Below are 18,156 nucleotides of genomic sequence, written 5' to 3'. Positions count from 1 at the left end.
TTTCATTTTTATCATTCACCTTGGGTGGGATTCTTTTTGCCTTCTTCCTTTTTTGTCAGCTGTATTTTGATTTCAGTGCCTTTTGCAGCTGATACACCATATTTGGGGTTCTGAGAAGAAACAACTCCGTCGGTTTCACCCTCAAAGACCACCTCAAAGCCTGCCTTTTTCAAAGCCGCCGTTGCCTCCTCATAAGTCTTACCAACAACATTCGGTACAGACGCTGACCCTGCATCCTTTTCAGATTTTTCAACATAAAGAATGATTTCGCTACCCTTTTCCACTTGTGTGCCACCCTTAGGTACCTGATTTGTAATGGTGTTGCCTGTACCCACTACTTTGTAGGTTAATTCTTTTCCATCCAAATCAGACACAACGTCATAAGCAGAACTTCCAACATAGTCAGGTAGCTTGACGGTTGCCTTGGTGGTCAATGATGATGCATTCTGTGTTTTTTCCGTGGGTTCCAAGTTTTTGTACTTAATAATTTTTTCCATCAAAGCCTTTGTCATGGGGGCAGTGCTTTGTACGCCATCCACATAAGCTTCTGGAAGATGAATGACCGAAAGGATAATATACTTTGGATTTTCAGCAGGAAAATACGCCATATGGGTCAATGTCCAAAGATCATCTCTATCTCTGGAGCCCTGTTCTGCTGTACCTGTTTTACATCCAATGGAATAACCGGGAATCTGAATTTTTTTACCTGTTCCTTCTTCTACAGTTGCCTTGAGTGCAACACGCAAATAGTCAGAAGTTTCTTTGGAAATAACCTGACGCACAACCTCCGGTTTATTTTCATATGCAACATCACCATTGGGATCAATCACCTGAGAAACAACGTAGGGTTTCATAATGTTGCCCCCGTTTATTAAAGCAGAAAATGCCGAAATAATTTGAATCGTTGTACAGTTAAATGTCTGCCCAAAGGAAATGGTAGCCAATTCTGTAGGGCCAATGCCTGATAAAGAGTGAAGCACTTTTGAAGCATCTTCTTCACCGGGTAAATCGATACCTGTTTTTTTACCGAAACCAAACTCCATTTGATAACGATAAACTTTCTCAGCTCCAAGCTTCTGGGCAATTTGAATAATACCTACGTTACAAGACTGGGCCAAAATATCTTTTACATTCACAGTGCCATGTCCCGTTCTTAAATGACAGTGAATTGGCGTACCACTTACATCAATGGAGCCACCACAATAAAAGGTTGTTTGTGGGGTAATGACCCCCTCCTCAAGAGCTGCCGCCGCCACCAATGGCTTATAAATGGAACCTGGCTCATACGTGCTGCTGATGCTAAAGTTTTTCCACATATTATTTAAATAATCCATCTGTTCTTTACTGCTCTTAGCTTCCCAAGCAGTTTTAAATGCAGGGTCTGTTTCAGTCTGCAGAGGAGTTCCCGGCTGATTCAAATCAAAGGGATTGGATTCGGCCAAAGCAATGACTTCCCCTGTATTGGGATCCATCACAATTGAAGCTATATGCTCAGAAGGCCATTTGGCGGCAGTCTCTGCCACGGCTTCTTCTGCATACTGCTGAATGGTGTAATCAATGGTGGTGATTACAGTATCTCCATCTTTTGCGGGATAGTCCTGATAAGAAACTCCATCAGCACCATCATAGAGAATAAAAGAGCGACCCGGTGTACCGACCATATAATCACCATATTTGCCTTCAATACCCCATTGGGCATCCCCTCGAATGAAGCCCAACAAGTGACACCCTAACGTTTTCAAAGGGTAAGAACGTTTTGTTGTCTTCTCATAATAAACTCCCTTTAATTTCATTTCTTCCAGCTCCTCTTTTAAGGAACGATCAATCTCTTTGACTAAGTATTTCCAGTGATTGGGTAAGTTTATTTTTCCTGTGGTTGGGTTTTCAGTAATGTAACCTTTTAGGGTTGCATAGTCCAATTCAGGGAATTTTTGGCACAATGTTGTTAACGTCTTTTCTTGCTCAGCTTCTTTATTTTCTGCTAAAACCAAGGGATCAAGAACAACGTTATAAACAGCTGTGGAAATTGCAAGCACTTGCTCATTTCGGTCGAGGATACTCCCTCTGTTGGCAGCTATGACTGCATCATAACGGTTAATCTGCTGATTTTTCGCAGCAGCCTCATACTCTTCTCCATGAACTGCCTTTAGATAAACGATTCTACCGAAAACAGTTGTAAATACTGCCATAAACACAAAAAGAATAAAAGCAAATTTACCGTTTGCCTTTATTCCTGTTGTCGTTTTTTTCATCATACATCAATCCTTTTTCAATCGACTTTTAAATTTTAAAAAACCGGAATTATTGTCTTCATTTGTTGTGTCTGCCGCATATTGCACTGTATAGCTTTGCTTGGGTACATCTATGTATACGATTTGGTAAGGCTGAGGTTCCGCCATACCTAAGCGTGTTGTTGCCTGCTCCTTAATATAACCCAAATCAATCTGCTCTGTTAGCTCTGCCTCTAAAATGGCGTTGCTTGCTTTCAAATCTGCAAGTTGATTTTTCTCTTTTCGAAGCTCAACTCTTTCATTGGTCACTCTTACGTTCATACCCATGAAAACAATGCTTCCAGCAAAAAGAAGTAGCATAATTATAATCAGCTTAAAGGCAGTAATTCTACTTTCTCTATTTTCAGCCTTTCGGGCTTTTTCCTCTGCAATACGATTCTTTTCATCTTCTTCGTCTGTATAATAAGGGATATATTCCGGCTGTACGTCATATGCAACGTTGCCGTAGGCATAATAGGAAGAACCTTTAAAATTATTTCCATATCTGTCATATTTTTTCGCTGCCATGTCAATACCCCTTCCATTTTAATTTTCTACCCCCTCCAATACACGAAGCTTGGCGCTTCTGGCACGAGGGTTCATTTCCAACTCTTCCTCACTAGATACAATTGGTTTTCTTGTAATCACTTTGCCTGTTTGTTTTTTTCCACACATACAAATAGGAAATTGAGGGGGACAAACACAAGGATTCTCTTGTTTTCGAAAAGCCTCTTTTACAATTCTGTCCTCCAGAGAATGAAAGGTGATGATACAAAGCCTTCCGCCGGGATTCAATCTATTTGCCACTGCATCAATGGCTTGCTGTAACACTTCCAACTCACCATTTACCTCAATGCGAATTGCTTGAAAAGTTCTCTTGGCAGGATGAGGTCCATCCTTTCTGGCTCCCTTTGGTACTGCCTTTTTAATCACCTCAACCAACTCGCCCGTTGTTTCGATGGGCTTGTTTTGCCTTTCCTGAATGATGAACTGGGCGATTCTTCTTGCCCAACGCTCTTCACCATAGTTGAAAATTACACGATTCAGCTCGTCCTCATTATATTCATTGATAAGAGCATAGGCGGAAAAAGGATTGGTAGTATCCATTCTCATATCCAAGGGCGCATCATGCTGGTAGGAAAAGCCTCTCTCCGCTTCATCCAGCTGATGAGAGGAAACCCCTATATCCAAAAGCATTCCATCTATCTTGTGAATGCCAAGACCATCCAAAATGCTACCGATATTCCCAAAATTATTATGGACAAAAGTAATTTTATCCAAATGTTCCTTTAGTCTTTCCTTTGCCGCCTTATGGGCATTCAAATCCTGATCAATACAAATCAGTCTGCCTGTTGTCAGCTTTTTCGCAATTTCTAAGGAATGACCGCCACCGCCCATTGTTCCATCTACATAAACCCCATCAGGCTTAATCTTTAAATTTTCAATGCACTCCCATAGGAGTACGGAAACATGATGAAATTCCAAAATGGTCACCTTGGACAACGCAATCACGCCATCCCTATCCTTTCTGATTTACGTTATACTCGTAAAATATTCTTAACTAATTTTATTTGGAAACGACCCAACCTGAAAACACATTTTTACTAAGGTTTGTCCCTCTGTAATCATTAAATTCCCAAATTCTCCATTTCAAAAGCCAATTCATTGCTGATAAAATTTTCTTCGTTGTTATAATCAGCCCAGTCATCCTTATTCCAAATCTCAACACGATTGTTGACACCGATTGAAACAACATCTTTTTTAAGGCCTGCATATTCTCTAAGATTGGCAGGCAAATTTATTCTTCCCTGATTATCTAAATCGCATTCGATGGCACCTGAAAAGAAAAAACGGACAAATTTTCTTGCGCCACTGCTGGTCAAAGGCAATTGTTTCAATTTCTCTTCAAAAATTGCCCACTCGCTTTTTGGATATGCAAACAAGCAATTATCTAAGCCTTTGGTTACCACAAAATGTTCACCTAAGCCATCTCGAAATTTCGATGGCACAATTAAGCGCCCTTTGGAATCAATTGAATGTTGAAATTCACCGAGAAACATTTTGTAGTCACCACCCTTCACCCTTTCAGGGAAAAACAGGGCAACTAAAACCATTTTCGCCCACTTTCCACCACTATTAACCACATTGTAATATATTTAACGGAAATAGGCAAGCCCCATAGTACAAAAAACTTCTGCGTTTTTCAGAAAAAAACCTTGATAATTCAATGTTTATACTCATATAAGAGAATATTTCAACGAGAAACGACAAATTATTTCCCCACCACCATTCACCCACTAGAAATTAAAATGAATGAAATCTGTATGAAGAAAAAAAAGTTAATTTCAATCTCCACTTTTCTCCCCAAACACAAAAAAAAACAGGTATTGCTTATGCAATACCTGCAAATTATTATAATCTCATTTTTTATATGACTTAGCTAGCTTTTCAAAGGAAGGGAGTGCTCTCTCGATGACAGTTCTTGCAACACAATAAGCAATCCTGACATAGCCCTTACACCCAAAACCTCGACCCGGTGTCATCAAAATACCAAATTCTTTAGCCTTATTTACAAAGGCAACATCATCTTCTTCCAGTGCCTTTACAAAGAGGTAAAAGGCACCTTGTGGTTTTGCGCATTCAAAACCATAGCTGATTAGTGCATTGTATAAAATCTCTCTGTTCTTATCATAAAAAGCAATGTCCGACTTTTCATCACAGCATCTTGCCACCACCAATTGCTGTAATGCAGGGGCATTGACAAACCCCAGCACCCGGTTAGCTACCCCTGCACCGTAAACCACATCCTCAAAATCCTCCACCGTTGGCGGGATGGTTAAATAACCGATTCTATCTCCCGGTAAAGAAAGAGATTTTGAGAAGGAGTAGGCAACAATTGTATTACCATAAATCTTTGGAATATAAGGCACTGTCACACCATCAAAAACCAATTCCCTATATGGCTCATCTGAAATCAAATAAATAGTAGTTCCGAATTCTTTCCCCTTCTTATTTAAAACCTCTGCTACCTTTACCAAGGTTTCTTCATCATAAACCACACCTGTGGGGTTATTGGGGTTATTAATGATAATCGCCTTTGTTTTGGAGGTTATCGTTTCCTCCAATTGGCTGGCATCAGGTAAAAAGGAGGGAATATTTGGGGCAATGGAAATCAAGCGTCCACCTGCATTGGCAACATATACATCATATTCTGAAAAATAAGGCGCAAAGGTCGAAACCTCGTCCCCTTGGTCTAAAAGAACCTTTAAAATTACGTTTAATCCACCTGCCGCACCTGTGGTCATAACGATATTTTTCCCTGTATATTCTTCCCCAAAGCGACGATTTAAGCTTTCAGCAATAGATTCTCGTACCTCTGGAATACCTGCCCCATCAGTATAGCTATGCAGCGCCAAGGAATCCATATTTTCCAATAATTCAATTGCTGTTTGATTGACTGAAACGGGAGCCTTTACGTTTGGGTTGCCAATGCCAAAATCAAAGACATTGTCATCTCCCAATAATTTGCGCAATCGTGGGCCTTCTGTAAAAAGCGCGCTAATAGCTGCACTCTTATCTACCAATTCCTTCATATTCTTTGAAATCATTGCTTATTCCCCTCTCCCAACTTTCTTTCCAGTAAAAACAGCATCCCTTCTTTATATCCCAAAAAGCCTTTTCCCATAATTGTTTTGACACACGCCTTTCCCGGGTAGGAAATCTGACGAAAATCTTCTCTTTGACTCACATCGGATATGTGCACTTCCACCGCAGGTAAATTCACCGCCTTCAATGCATCCAAAATAGCAATACTGGTATGGGTATAGGCGGCAGGGTTTATCACAATCCCCTCTGTTTTATCAAAGTAAGCCTGTTGAATACGGTCAACCAGAGCACCCTCATGATTGGATTGAAATACTTCCACCTCAATACCTTTTTCTTTGGCTGTTTCTTCAATTAAATACACCAAATCCTCATAGGTTTCATTTCCATAAATTCCTTTTTCACGAATGCCAAGCATATTCAGATTCGGTCCGTTCAGCACGAGAATCTTCATACCATCGCTCCTTACATTTCCGAATAGCATCCTAAGAAGGATAATTTTTCTGCAGATAATTCCATATCCTTCAGTAACGTCAATACATAAGGAGAGAATACAGAACCATCAATATCAAAATAGAAACGGAACTCGAAATCTTTTCCTGGAATAGGTCGGCTCTCCAGCTTAGAAAGATTCAGTCCTTGGCATGCAACCTTTCCAATCATTTCATGCAAAGAACCCGGTTTGTGAGCCACAGAAAGCAACAAGCTTATTTTGTTCGCTCCAGCATAAATTTCCATATTTTTTGCGATACAAATAAAGCGAGTATAGTTGTTTGCGTTGTTCTGAACATCCTCTTTGAGAATATCTAAGCCGTATAGCTTTGCACATTCAGGTGAGGAAAGTGCTGCTATATCCGTACGGTCGCATTCCGCAACATATTTTGCCGCTGTTGCTGTATTTTCGAACACAGTAACTTTTACATTAGGTAAGGATTTCAAAAATTCACTGCATTGTTGCAAAGCTTGCTCATGAGAGATAATTTCTTTGATGTCAGAGAGCTTAATGCCTTTTTTTGTTACAAGAGCATGATTAATATGCAGTTTCAAGCTTTTCACCACATAAAATTTATGGCGAACCATCAAATCATACACCTCTGTTACTGAACCCGCAGAGCTGTTTTCAATGGGCAAAACACCATATTGGCAAAGTCCCATTTCTACCGCATTGAACACACTCTCAAAACTATTGAAAAACATGGTGTTAGGCATAGAAAAAAGCTTTCCGCATGCTCGCTCTGCATAAGAGCCTTCCACGCCTTGGCAAGCAACAACTGCTTTTCTGGGGAACTCCAGCTTAGGCTCTTGAATGTTTGCAAGGATTTCTTGAGAAAGAGGTGTTTCTTTTGTTAAGAGCCCTGCCTGATAGCTTCTGCTCACTTCAAACATGGTGTGATACAGGGTTTTAGTATATAATTCAAATTCTTCTCCTACTTGTTCCATCACCCGTTGGAGCACCTGATTTTCTCTTTTTTGGTCTAAAACAGGCAGGTTTTTTTCTGCTTTTGCCTCTGCAATTTTCGCTGATGTCTGCATGCGTTCTACAAACAGCTTGGCAATTTCATCATCAATTTCATTTACTCTCAATCTTAAAGCCTCTAAATCCATCTTTCGTTCCTCCTTAAATATAGCACTTCCACAATGGTAGCTATTCCTAATTTAAATGCACTGTGTAAGTCTCAATGTACACTTATGCTGTATTTCTCAAAAACATATATAAATAAAATAAGTTATAAAATCTTTACCTCATTAAAATCCTACAAAAAAATTTCATTAAAAACCAAAGTGTACCTTTTATTATTTGTTTTCCTCATATAAATCCAACAGGGCAATGGCCATCGCCGCTTCCACACAAGGCACTGCTCTGGGAACAATGCAAGGATCATGCCGCCCTACAACCTTTAAAAAGGCATCTTTTCCTTCCTTTAGGCTAATGGTTGACTGCTCTTTACTGATAGATGGGGTAGGTTTAAATGCAGTTCGAATGACCAAGGGCATTCCCGTGGAAATACCGCCTAAACTACCACCATGATGATTGGTTTTCGTTTTAATTTCACCAGTTTCTTCTATATAATAAAAGCTATCATTGTTTTCTGAGCCTAAAAGCCCCGCCACGCCAAAGCCTTCACCAAACTCCACTCCCTTTACTGCAGGAATTGCAAATAAGATAGAAGATAGCTTACTTTCCAAACCATCAAACATTGGCTCGCCAATGCCCACCGGTAAACCAAGGGCAACACTCTCAATTACACCCCCAACAGAATTCCCTTGCTCCCTAGCCTTTTGAATGATATCCTGCATTTTCTCTGCCATTCCATCATCAATTGTAGGAAAAGCTTTTTGGGTAATCTGTATCAACTGATCTTTTGTAATATCCACAGGATTGAAGTTTTCATCTTTCCCTTCATGAATGGAAAGGATATGAGCTCCAATGGTAATGCCTCTACGCTCTAATATCTGCAAGCATACCGCGCCGGCAAAGCATAGGGGTGCTGTCAATCTACCCGAAAAATGACCGCCACCACGGTGGTCTTGAAAACCATGATATTTCATTTCTGCAGTGAAATCCGCATGGCCAGGTCTTGGCAAATCTTTCAACTGGTCATAATCTTTTGATTTTGTATTAGTGTTCTCAATCATTGCACAAATGGGTGCGCCGCAAGTTCTGCCCTGAAACAAACCCGAAACCACTCGAACCTGATCTCTTTCTTTTCTAGGGGTAGAATAAGCATTTTTGCCGGGGGCTCTGCGGTCTAAAAACCGCTGTGCCTTCTCTATATCTATTTCTTCTCCAGCCGGCAACCCATCAATCACAACACCAATGGCATCGGAATGGGATTGTCCAAAAATGCTGATTTTCACCTTGTTTCCATAGTTAGAAGACATCCGCCGCACCCCCTAAACGTGTAAATTCTGCAAAGAACGTGGGATAAGATTTGGAAACCGCCTCCGCCCTTTCTATCACTGCCTCAACGCCCAATGCCGCCGCCGCAATTGCAAGGGACATGACAATGCGATGATCATCGTAGGAATCTAAAATCACTTCCCCCTCAGGGTGCACGCTGCCCCCTTCAATCCTAATAGACTCCTGCTGTTCCGTCACACGTACTCCAAGCTTTTGCAAGCCTTCTGCCATCGCCTTTAGACGGTCACTTTCCTTCATTCGCAGTCTGCCTGCATTATAAATAATCGTTGTTCCCTCTGCTAATGCTGCTGCTGTACAAAGGGCAGGCACCAAATCAGGAATTTGAGCGGCATCAATGGTGATTCCCTTTAAGCTGCTCCCACAAACCGTAACTTCATTTTCTTTCCAATTAACCTTTGCCCCAAACTGTTCCATTAGATCAACAATCTCTTTGTCTCCCTGACAAGAATTCTTGCGTAAGCCAGTACAGGTAATATCTCCCCCGATACCCCCGGCAACAACCCAAAATGCAGCACCTGACCAATCACCCTCTGCAGAAACTTCGAGGGGCGAGCGATAAGTTTGTCCCCCTTTTATCTGAAAGCCCCAATCTTTCTCTTCTATTTCAATTTGGAAGAGTTTCAAAGTATCAAGGGTCATATCTACATAACCTCTTGACTCTAATTTTGTGGTTAGTCGTATTTCACTATCTTCCTTCAAAAGAGGTAAGGCAAATAAAAGACCTGTAATGAACTGAGAGCTAATATTTCCCGGTAGTGTGTAAACGCCGCCTCTAATTTGCCCAGCCATCACCAGTGGTAAATTGTTTTCCTTCACCAAAGAGCCATGAGCTCTAAGCTCCTCCAATAATACATCAATGGGTCTTTCAGGCAGTCTTCCTTGTCCCTCTAGAATTGCATGCTTCCCCAATGCAGCCACAATTGGCAGTAAAAAGCGAAGGGTAGAACCACTTTCCACACAGTCCAATACAATATCATCTACTTGCTCATCCCAAAGGGGGGTAATCTGGATGCCATCATTGTCCCGTATTACCTTGCATCCCAGTGTTTCAAGACAATTTTTTGTAGCCTCTATATCATTCGACCAGCCCTCTAAGAAAATTTTTGTAGGTTTATCTGCCAAAGCCGCCCCTATCAGCAAACGATGGGCATCGGATTTGGAAGAAATCACTTTTATATTTCCCTTAAGAATGCTTTTTCCGATTTTAATATTCAATCACTTCACCTACTTTTCATGGCCTCCGCCACTAATTGCTCAACTTCCTCAACAGGTATTTTTTCAATACGGCATTGTCCGATTTTTTCGGGGAATATAAAGCTGATAGCTCCGCCCCTTCTTTTTTTGTCCATCAACGTTCCATGGGCAATCTGTTGGGCAGAAAACTCGGCTTTCACCGGCAACCCATTTTTTGTTAATGCCTTGCGAATGCGTTCTGCCAAACCACTTTCTGCAAAACCTTTCGCTTCTGCGGCATTGGCAATTAGGTTTAGCCCAATGGCTACCCCGTGGCCATGGGAAATAGTAAACCCACTTAGCTTTTCAATGGAATGCCCTAGGGTATGCCCCAGGTTCAACAACTGACGTTCCCCATTGTCAAACTCATCCCGCATTACAATATCTCTTTTCATAGACACACAAATTTCAATGATCTCTTCCAAGTCTTGGGTAAAATCTAATGACGCAACCCTATTAAATAAATCTTCATTTCCTATAATTCCATACTTCAAGGTCTCTGCAATGCCATCGGCAAAAACCTCCTCCGGCAACGTTTGCAGTGCATTTGTATCGCAAAGAACCAACTTTGGCTGATAAAATGCACCTGCCATATTTTTGCCCGCTTTTAAATCAATGGCAGTTTTCCCTCCCACAGAGGAATCTACTGCCGCCAAAAAAGTTGTGGGGATTTGCACAAAATCAATTCCTCTTTGATAAACGGCGGCTGCAAAGCCTGCCATATCACCTACGACACCGCCGCCCATAGCAACAATAATATCTTGTCTTGTCATTTCATTCTCTGCCAGAAACTCCAAGATATCACTAAGTGTGCCGATATGTTTTGAACCTTCTCCCCTTGGGAACACAAATTTACACAAATCAAATCCTGCATGTGTTAATGAATGGGCAACGGTGGCAGAAAATAAACTATCCACTTTATCATCTGTTATCAGTGCCACCTTGCAGGGGGAAATACGGCTTGCCATTTCTTTGCCAACTTGTGTCAAGAGTCCTTTTCCAATTAATATGTCGTATTGCGTAGATGTATTTACCTCGACTTTTCTCATATGGGCAACCCCTCATTCAAATTCCTTTATATCGTCTACTGCTAGGCGTTTTTCCTTACCCTCTTTTAGTATTGCCTTTAATTTGTCACCGTCTTTTTCCCGAATTGCCTTGCTGTAAACCTGCAAACGTTCAATCAAACCATCAATTTCATCTGCAAGAAAATCACTGTTGTCAAGAAATAATTCCGTCCACATGGTTTCATTGAGCTTGGCTACACGGGTCATATCATGAAAGCTTCCTGCTGAAAACCCTTTAAACTTAGGGGATAATTCGCTTTTGATGTATGCACTGGAAACAACGTGAGCCAATTGAGAGGTATATGCAATCATTTGGTCATGTTCAGCATCGGTGGCAACTTGCATTTTTGCAAAACCAAGGCTTTTAAAAAAGAAACTTAACTCATTCATAGGTGCAATATCCGTTCCTGTATAAGGTGTTAAAATCATTGTTGCACCCTCAAATAAGTCGGGGGTTGAATACGTAAAGCCACTACGCTCAATTCCCGCCATAGGATGGGCACCGCAGAAAATAAATCCATTTTCTGCTGCCACCTCCTGCAATGGTTGGCAAACACCCCGTTTAATTCCTGCACAGTCAACAACCATCGCGCCCTTTTTAAACTGGGTGGCAAATTTTTTCACATAATCCACCGTTGCACCCGGATATAAAGCGATTAAAACCAAATCGCAGTCGGAAGGGTTTCCCTCCTCCAAAATGCCATGCACCGCCTCTGCCAGCTTTGCACTGAAACGAACGTTCTCCGATTCATCCCAGCCAAATACAGTATGTTCCGTTTTTTGTTTGATTGCCTTTGCCATAGAGCCCCCAATGAGCCCCATACCAATTACTCCTATATTCATAAACTCACCTCAATCTCCTTTCTTTGTGAACAGCTACTCCCAACTTTTCAATAAGGATGCTTCCTTCTTTTAGCTTCTGTCAATTAATCGTCAAATCTGCAAGCAAAGGGTCTAATCTGGAATACAGCCTTTGCAACATCGTCGAATGCTTCCGGAGTCAATGATTGTGCTCCATCGCATAAAGCATGAGGAGGGTCATTATGCACCTCAATCATCAAGCCATCCGCTCCCGCAGCAGTTGCTGCCAAAGCCATGGGCTTCACCATGTAGGAGTATCCTAACGCATGGCTGGGATCAATCACTACAGGCAGGTGGGTTAATTTTTTCAAAACAGGAATGATGGATAAGTCCAATGTATTTCTGGTTCTTGTTTCAAAGGTACGAATACCTCTTTCGCAAAGAATTACATTCTCATTACCGCCCGCCATAATATATTCAGCGCTCATCAGCAATTCATCAATGGTATTTGCTAAGCCTCTTTTCAATAAGATTACCTTTTTTGTCTTACCGAGCTCTTTTAAAAGTTCAAAGTTCTGCATATTTCTTGCCCCAACCTGCACAACATCAACGGGATCAAATAATGGGAGATGGGTAATATTCATAATTTCAGAAACGATAGGAAGCCCTGTCATCTTTTTTGCCTCGAGCAAAAGGTCAATGCCCTCACCCAACAGGCCTTGGAAAGCATAAGGGGAAGTACGGGGCTTGAATGCACCCCCACGCAATAAACCAGCGCCGGATTTCTTCACGCACTCTGCAACAAAGCAAACCTGTTCTCTTGATTCTACCGAGCAGGGACCAGCAATAATCTGGAATTCTCCACCGCCGATTTTCACTCCATTTATGTCTACCACAAGTCTTCCGTTATGGAATTTTTTATTTGCATTTTTGAATGGCTCTTGAATTCTCTGAACATTTTCTACGATATCCAAAGAACGCACCAAATCCATGTCCACACCAGAAGTATCTCCAACCAAACCAACAATGGTATGATTCACTCCAACAGACATATGTGTATCAATGCCCATGCTTCTTAACCACGCCTTCAAGTTATCAATTTGTTCCGGTTTTGTTCCGTTTTTCAACACTACGATCATATCTTTATCCTCCTTTATTCTATCCCTTTGTTTTCTAATTTTGAAAGATGCTTCGCAATAATAGAATCTATACTTACATATTTTGGGTTTTCCAGTATAAAAAGAAAGACTCCGCAGCGAATTTCACTGCGAAGTCTATTTAGCCTTCATTCTAGAAAAAACCATCAAAACCAACCGTCTTTTCTCACAGTAAAATTCACTTTGAATCTCTGAAAACACGGTAAAAGTAAAAGTATGTAGTTGCAGCAAAATTGATCTGATTCATATTCGCAACCTCTTTCACAATTAATTTTATTTGGTTATTTTTAAACATACTACCACAAAGACATTTGTATGTAAACCCTATTTTTCAGATTTTTGTGAACATTGCCCTGAAATCTCCAAATTGCTTCTGAAAAACCTGAATCAAACTATGGAACCTGACTTATTTTAATATGAAATTTACAAATTTATCCATAAAAAAAGAAGCCCCTACGCTTCTCATCATTTCTCAAAATCATCATTTTTCGCAAGTTCCCCCGTCTCTAATAGGCGGAGGAATTTACGAAATCTTGTGCCTAGTTTTTGAATAAAGTATAGAATTTTCCCCATTTCTTATCTTTATCTCCTATTAAAATATCACAATTCGTGATATTTGTCAATAATTTGTAAATATTTGTAGCTTAATTTGGTTTTATGGGATTATTTCTAATATAATATCATGAGTTTATTTTTTATTTTAATAAAATGATAGCAATGCGCTTTAAAATTTATCAAAATTTATATATAAAACTGATATCATCTATATTTTCAAAATATCAAAAATACATATGGAAATTAACAAAACTTACATCTATACTTCTTTTCTATTTTTTGAATTTATGGATAACATAATAAAAAAGGAGGTGTGGTTATGAATCAAACCCTTGATAGAAATGAATTATCAGAAGCATTGGCGAAAAACACACTGGATGATATTCCTACACCAAAACCCAACGCAAAAAAAATTACAGGCTTAATAAAGCAAAGTGGGAAAATCACAGGCTATCGCCTTTCCGATGACACAATGATTGATAAGAATCAAGCAATAGAAATGGCAAGGCAAGGTGAAATAGCAGGTGTTGGTATTGCCCATCGAAAGGATACGGAATACTTAAAATCTATCCCCGATGGAACAGAAGATAACAATCTGTCTAACCTGCCAACCGTATCCACAGAAGAAATGAGTAAAAGATAATTTACTCAGAAAGTAATGTAAAAATTTTGACGCAATCAAAACATGTTGGTGTCAGCTATAAAAAATTATCCGGGTGTCGGCTTTGCCGACACCTTTTCCGATTTCCTATATCTTACGCAGATAATAAAACTGCATGTGACCTACTATTTCAACCGTTGACGCACTACCTCATACATCAAAATCCCCGCTGCAATTGAAGCATTTAAGGATTCCGCCTGTCCGGGCATAGGTATTTTCACCCATTGGTCACACAAATTTGCTGCTTCATCAGAAAGACCTCTTGCTTCATTGCCAATCAAAAACGCACAACTCTTTTCTAACGGCAAATGATAAGGAAGGCTTTCACCTTTTAAGTGAGCAGCGTATAATGAAATCTCTCTTTTTTTCAATTCTGATGAAATTTCATCTAATGCAATATTTTGGAACACAGGTACATGAAATATGGAACCCATTGTTGCCCGCAAAACCTTTGGATTGTATACATCCACACTACCCTTTGAAAGAAAAATCCCATCCACACCGCTTGCGTCTGCCGTTCGTATCACAGTGCCAAGGTTGCCTGGATCATTTAGTTCTTCCGCCAAAAGAAAAAAAGAATCTTCTCTTAACCAGATTTTATCCATGTTTTCTTGTTGTTTTTTGCAGACAGCCAATACCCCCTGGGGATTTTCTGTATCTGACAATAGGCAAAACAATTCCTCTGACAGGATATAGGTTCCTGCCCTGTTTTCAAAAAGCTCTACTCCATTTTCTTCTGCAAAGGCCTCTGTCATCAGGAACATTTCTACTGGCCAATCCAGAGGAATTTCAGAAATAAATCGAAGCCCTTCTGCTACAAATAACCCCTCTTTATCACGGTTCTTTCTTAAATTCAGGCCTTTGACCCGCTTGAATATTTTATTTTGATGGCTTTCTATTTTTAACGCCATATTTATCCCTCGTTTCTCAAATTCTCCCCCTATCATAATACAAAACATATTCTTATTGCAACATAAAGAATCCACAAGAAAAAAACTGCATATTTCTCTTGACAAGGAAAAAATAAAAGTTCGATTTCTATATTGGTTTTAGAAAAATTATGTTAGAATAAAGTAATCCGTATTTTTATTATGAAAGGAGATTTATGCATGAGTACACCGATTGAAATGAGAACTGAAATATTAGGCAAAAGTGTAGTTTCAAAATTAGAAGGTAGACATTTCGAGGCTTACTACTGTCCTACTGCTAAAGAAGCTTTGGAAAAAGCGGTATCATTGGTGCCCGAAAAAAGCTCTGTTTCTTGGGGAGGCTCAATGACCATCCGCAACATGGGTCTTACAAAGGCCTTCCATGATGGAGATTTTGAAGTGATTGATAGAGACTTGGCAAAATCCCCTGAGGAAACTGCAAATTTACATCGTCAAGGACTTTTAGCTGATTATTTTATTACCAGCACCAATGCTCTATCCCAAGATGGTATTCTGGTAAATATTGATGGGACAGGAAACCGCATTGCTGCCATGTCTTTTGGTCCCAAAAATGTTATTATCATTTGTGGTATCAATAAAGTTGCTCCAAACCTTGATGCAGCAGTTTCTCGGGCAAGAAACACGGCAGCACCAACAAATGCATTTCGTTTTATGGGAAAAACCCCTTGCGTTACCACAGGGGTCTGTCATAATTGCACCTCAACTGATTCTATTTGCAGCCAAGTTCTGATTACAAGATTATGCAGACCTGCAAAAAGAATTAAAGTTATTGTTGTTGGAGAAGAAATGGGATATTGATTTCTCCCAGATGGCAAAGTAAAACGCAGGCCTTCTGTCAATAATAAATAAATGCCCGCGAAATACATGGTAACATGCATTTTCAGTTTGGGGCAAAGGAGAATGAAATGAAAGTTCTTGTCGATGCAGATGCCTGCCCAGTGAAAGAAATTATCGTTGAAATAGCAACGAAAAATAATGTAGAGGTTTATATGGTGACCGATGCCTCTCATGTTTTGTTTTACCCCGAAGCCAACGTGCATGTTGTTACAGTTGACCAAGGGGCAGATAGTGCTGATTTAGCCATTGCCAATCGTACGGAAAAAGGCGATATTTGTGTCACTGCCGATTATGGCCTTGCTGCTTTGATTTTAGGGAAGAAGGCTACAGCAATCCATCCAAATGGCTTTTTTTATACCGCTGAAAATATTGAGCGTATGCTTTTTGAGCGTCACCTTTCCCGAGAAATGCGGCGGCAGAAAAAAGGACGTAGCGGACATATCCATAAACGGACAAAAGAGGATGATATGACCTTTCTCTCCGTTTTCGAAAAAGCATTTGCAGTTAAATAATTAATTTTAAATCAAAACGGTGGGGCTATAAGTGAAAGGCCCCACCGTTTTTTCTTATCAACAAAACTGTTCATTCTATTTTTCCGAATAAGGGATGCAAAAATATTCTGCAAAACTAAAAAATACTCAGCATGGCTTTACACGAGCAATACCTTCTTCGATTGCCACATCAGCAACGGCTTTTGCCACAGCATTCGCCACAGATTTATCCAAAGCCGAAGGAATAATATTTTCGGCATGAATCTCATCATCGGGAATCATAGCCGCAATGGCATATGCCGCTCTTTGCTTCATCCCCTCCGTAATTTCCTTGGCACGTACCTCCAAAGCCCCCTTAAAAATCCCTGGGAAAATCAATACGTTGTTAATCTGATTGGGGAAATCAGAACGGCCTGTACCAACAACAGCCGCACCAGCCGCCAATGCCTCATCGGGCATAATCTCAGGAATAGGATTTGCCATAGCGAAAACAATCCCCTTGTTCATGGATGCCACCATTTCGCCAGTTACCATTTTGGGGCGGGAAACACCAACAAAAGCGTCCGCACCTCTCATTGCATCAGCCAAGCTTCCCTTTTCCTTATGGATATTGCTAATATGAGAAATTTCCTCCTGCCCAGCATTTAAGCCTTCGTCACCCTCACAAATGATGCCGTTAATGTCGCACATCACGATATTGCCAAAACCCATGGCAATGAGAAGCTTCCCAATGGCGATACCAGCCGCCCCTGCGCCATTGATGACAATTTTCATTTCACCCATATTTTTGCCAACCACCTTCATGGCGTTAATCATAGCCGCCGCAACCACAATGGCCGTTCCATGTTGGTCATCATGAAATATGGGGATGTCACAAATTTCCTTGAGCTTTCGTTCAATTTCGAAGCAACGGGGGGCAGAAATATCTTCTAAATTAATGCCGCCAAAGCTTTTGGAGATCAAATAAATGGTATTTACGATGGTATCCACATCTTTGGAATCAATGCAAAGAGGAAAGGCATCTACGCCGCCAAATTCCTTAAATAAAACACATTTTCCCTCCATAACAGGCATACCTGCCGCAGGACCAATGTCCCCTAAGCCAAGAACTGCCGTACCGTCTGTCACCACAGCCACCAAATTGGAACGGCGTGTCAAACGAAAGGATTCCTCATAATTTTTCTCAATTACCCGACAAGGCTCCGCAACGCCTGGGGTATAAAGCAAGGATAAATCCTCCCTTGTTTTAATTTCTTTTCTGGAAACCACTTCTATTTTACCTTGCATTTCATAATGCAGTTTTAATGCCTCTTCTTCAATACTCATGGATACGATCTCCTTTATATTTCATAACTGTTTTATAAGTAAATTCAGGATTTACTTCATCTTTTTGAATTATACAAGGATTTTAGTACTTGGTCAATAAGACTAACTAAACAACTCCTGTTGGATGTATCCAATAAATTGTTTCACTGCTTCAATAATAGATAAGCCCCCATGTTTATCACATAGGGGCTAACTGATTATTCCTAATTAGTTAGGGACCTTCGAAGGCTGCTACTGCAATTTTCACTGCAGTACTTACATTGCCTGCTGCATCCTTCACAA

17 protein-coding genes are annotated in these 18,156 nt (G+C 40.4%); 3 read left to right on the top strand and 14 right to left on the bottom strand.

The features are described from left to right. Positions 1-11 precede the first annotated feature (11 nt). From NE558_RS13730 to aroF, 12 genes are all read right to left on the bottom strand, one after another. Positions 12-2,252 carry a penicillin-binding transpeptidase domain-containing protein gene (locus NE558_RS13730; protein WP_256150740.1) on the bottom strand — a complete coding sequence of 747 codons (2,241 nt, stop codon included), beginning with the start codon at positions 2,250-2,252 and terminating at the stop codon, positions 12-14. Between the two features lie 6 nt (positions 2,253-2,258). Beyond that, a complete protein-coding gene (locus NE558_RS13725) occupies positions 2,259-2,798 on the bottom strand; it encodes an FtsB family cell division protein (protein ID WP_256150739.1) in 540 nt (179 codons plus the stop codon). An 18-nt stretch (positions 2,799-2,816) separates the two neighbouring features. After that, a complete protein-coding gene (gene rsmH, locus NE558_RS13720; RefSeq protein ID WP_256150753.1) occupies positions 2,817-3,755 on the bottom strand; it encodes a 16S rRNA (cytosine(1402)-N(4))-methyltransferase RsmH in 939 nt (312 codons plus the stop codon). Between the two features lie 143 nt (positions 3,756-3,898). Beyond that, positions 3,899-4,330 (bottom strand): division/cell wall cluster transcriptional repressor MraZ, encoded by a 432-nt coding sequence (gene mraZ, locus NE558_RS13715; RefSeq protein WP_256150752.1) that lies wholly within the window; start codon positions 4,328-4,330, stop codon positions 3,899-3,901. A gap of 360 nt (positions 4,331-4,690) precedes the next feature. Further along, entirely contained in the window at positions 4,691-5,878 is a 1,188-nt protein-coding gene (locus tag NE558_RS13710) for a pyridoxal phosphate-dependent aminotransferase (RefSeq protein WP_256150738.1), read from the bottom strand. Beyond that, complete coding sequence (gene aroQ, locus NE558_RS13705; RefSeq protein WP_256150735.1) at positions 5,875-6,327, bottom strand: type II 3-dehydroquinate dehydratase; 453 nt, start codon at positions 6,325-6,327, stop codon at positions 5,875-5,877. The genes NE558_RS13710 and aroQ overlap by 4 nt, the downstream gene beginning before the upstream one ends. A gap of 11 nt (positions 6,328-6,338) precedes the next feature. After that, positions 6,339-7,478, bottom strand: a complete 1,140-nt coding sequence (locus NE558_RS13700) for a bifunctional chorismate mutase/prephenate dehydratase (RefSeq protein ID WP_256150734.1) — start codon at positions 7,476-7,478, stop codon at positions 6,339-6,341. A gap of 189 nt (positions 7,479-7,667) precedes the next feature. Further along, on the bottom strand, positions 7,668-8,756 hold the full coding sequence (gene aroC / locus NE558_RS13695) for a chorismate synthase (RefSeq protein WP_256150733.1): 1,089 nt from the start codon (positions 8,754-8,756) through the stop codon (positions 7,668-7,670). Further along, the gene (gene aroA / locus NE558_RS13690; protein WP_256150732.1) at positions 8,746-10,011 is read right to left on the bottom strand and encodes a 3-phosphoshikimate 1-carboxyvinyltransferase; all 1,266 of its coding nucleotides are present in this window, start codon (positions 10,009-10,011) and stop codon (positions 8,746-8,748) included. Before aroA ends, aroC begins: the two co-directional genes overlap by 11 nt. Before the next feature lie 5 nt (positions 10,012-10,016). Beyond that, a complete protein-coding gene (aroB, locus tag NE558_RS13685) occupies positions 10,017-11,078 on the bottom strand; it encodes a 3-dehydroquinate synthase (RefSeq protein ID WP_256150730.1) in 1,062 nt (353 codons plus the stop codon). Between the two features lie 12 nt (positions 11,079-11,090). Next, positions 11,091-11,939, bottom strand: coding sequence for a prephenate dehydrogenase (locus NE558_RS13680; protein WP_256150729.1), 849 nt, complete (start codon positions 11,937-11,939; stop codon positions 11,091-11,093). A gap of 83 nt (positions 11,940-12,022) precedes the next feature. Continuing rightward, on the bottom strand, positions 12,023-13,036 hold the full coding sequence (aroF, locus tag NE558_RS13675) for a 3-deoxy-7-phosphoheptulonate synthase (RefSeq protein ID WP_256150728.1): 1,014 nt from the start codon (positions 13,034-13,036) through the stop codon (positions 12,023-12,025). A gap of 892 nt (positions 13,037-13,928) precedes the next feature. Here aroF and NE558_RS13670 point away from each other — a divergent pair. Further along, positions 13,929-14,252 carry a DUF3892 domain-containing protein gene (locus NE558_RS13670; RefSeq protein WP_256150727.1) on the top strand — a complete coding sequence of 108 codons (324 nt, stop codon included), beginning with the start codon at positions 13,929-13,931 and terminating at the stop codon, positions 14,250-14,252. Positions 14,253-14,395: 143 nt separating this feature from the next. On the opposite strand, the gene NE558_RS13665 is transcribed toward NE558_RS13670, so the two are convergent. After that, positions 14,396-15,181 (bottom strand): TrmH family RNA methyltransferase, encoded by a 786-nt coding sequence (locus NE558_RS13665; RefSeq protein ID WP_256150725.1) that lies wholly within the window; start codon positions 15,179-15,181, stop codon positions 14,396-14,398. A gap of 198 nt (positions 15,182-15,379) precedes the next feature. On the opposite strand from NE558_RS13665, the gene NE558_RS13660 reads away from it, so the two are divergent. Together NE558_RS13660 and NE558_RS13655 are read left to right on the top strand one after the other, a co-directional pair. Further along, a complete protein-coding gene (locus NE558_RS13660) occupies positions 15,380-16,018 on the top strand; it encodes a lactate utilization protein (protein WP_256150724.1) in 639 nt (212 codons plus the stop codon). 107 nt (positions 16,019-16,125) lie between these two features. Continuing rightward, positions 16,126-16,569 (top strand): YaiI/YqxD family protein, encoded by a 444-nt coding sequence (locus tag NE558_RS13655; protein WP_256150722.1) that lies wholly within the window; start codon positions 16,126-16,128, stop codon positions 16,567-16,569. A gap of 126 nt (positions 16,570-16,695) precedes the next feature. Here the strand turns inward: NE558_RS13655 and NE558_RS13650 are convergent, their stop codons facing one another. Further along, on the bottom strand, positions 16,696-17,874 hold the full coding sequence (locus NE558_RS13650) for an NAD(P)-dependent malic enzyme (protein ID WP_256150718.1): 1,179 nt from the start codon (positions 17,872-17,874) through the stop codon (positions 16,696-16,698). Positions 17,875-18,156: the final 282 nt, after the last annotated feature.

The sequence above is a fragment of the Anaerotignum propionicum genome, from assembly GCF_024461735.1.
GTDB lineage: Bacteria > Bacillota > Clostridia > Lachnospirales > Anaerotignaceae > Chakrabartyella.
Note: the sequence above shows the minus strand (reverse complement) of the source record. Positions and strands in the feature narration are given on the sequence as shown.

What these genes read in the sequence shown, in the direction of transcription:
- NE558_RS13700 (WP_256150734.1), bottom strand. Translation starts at nt 7,478, where the DNA reads ATGGATTTAGAGGCTTTAAGATTGAGAGTAAATGAAATTGATGATGAA.
- NE558_RS13660 (WP_256150724.1), top strand. Translation starts at nt 15,380, where the DNA reads ATGAGTACACCGATTGAAATGAGAACTGAAATATTAGGCAAAAGTGTA.
- NE558_RS13665 (WP_256150725.1), bottom strand. Translation starts at nt 15,181, where the DNA reads ATGGCGTTAAAAATAGAAAGCCATCAAAATAAAATATTCAAGCGGGTC.
- aroC (WP_256150733.1), bottom strand. Translation starts at nt 8,756, where the DNA reads ATGTCTTCTAACTATGGAAACAAGGTGAAAATCAGCATTTTTGGACAA.
- aroQ (WP_256150735.1), bottom strand. Translation starts at nt 6,327, where the DNA reads ATGAAGATTCTCGTGCTGAACGGACCGAATCTGAATATGCTTGGCATT.
- NE558_RS13730 (WP_256150740.1), bottom strand. Translation starts at nt 2,252, where the DNA reads ATGAAAAAAACGACAACAGGAATAAAGGCAAACGGTAAATTTGCTTTT.
- NE558_RS13710 (WP_256150738.1), bottom strand. Translation starts at nt 5,878, where the DNA reads ATGATTTCAAAGAATATGAAGGAATTGGTAGATAAGAGTGCAGCTATT.
- mraZ (WP_256150752.1), bottom strand. Translation starts at nt 4,330, where the DNA reads ATGTTTCTCGGTGAATTTCAACATTCAATTGATTCCAAAGGGCGCTTA.
- NE558_RS13655 (WP_256150722.1), top strand. Translation starts at nt 16,126, where the DNA reads ATGAAAGTTCTTGTCGATGCAGATGCCTGCCCAGTGAAAGAAATTATC.
- aroB (WP_256150730.1), bottom strand. Translation starts at nt 11,078, where the DNA reads ATGAGAAAAGTCGAGGTAAATACATCTACGCAATACGACATATTAATT.
- NE558_RS13650 (WP_256150718.1), bottom strand. Translation starts at nt 17,874, where the DNA reads ATGAGTATTGAAGAAGAGGCATTAAAACTGCATTATGAAATGCAAGGT.
- NE558_RS13670 (WP_256150727.1), top strand. Translation starts at nt 13,929, where the DNA reads ATGAATCAAACCCTTGATAGAAATGAATTATCAGAAGCATTGGCGAAA.
- NE558_RS13680 (WP_256150729.1), bottom strand. Translation starts at nt 11,939, where the DNA reads ATGAATATAGGAGTAATTGGTATGGGGCTCATTGGGGGCTCTATGGCA.
- aroF (WP_256150728.1), bottom strand. Translation starts at nt 13,036, where the DNA reads ATGATCGTAGTGTTGAAAAACGGAACAAAACCGGAACAAATTGATAAC.
- NE558_RS13725 (WP_256150739.1), bottom strand. Translation starts at nt 2,798, where the DNA reads ATGGCAGCGAAAAAATATGACAGATATGGAAATAATTTTAAAGGTTCT.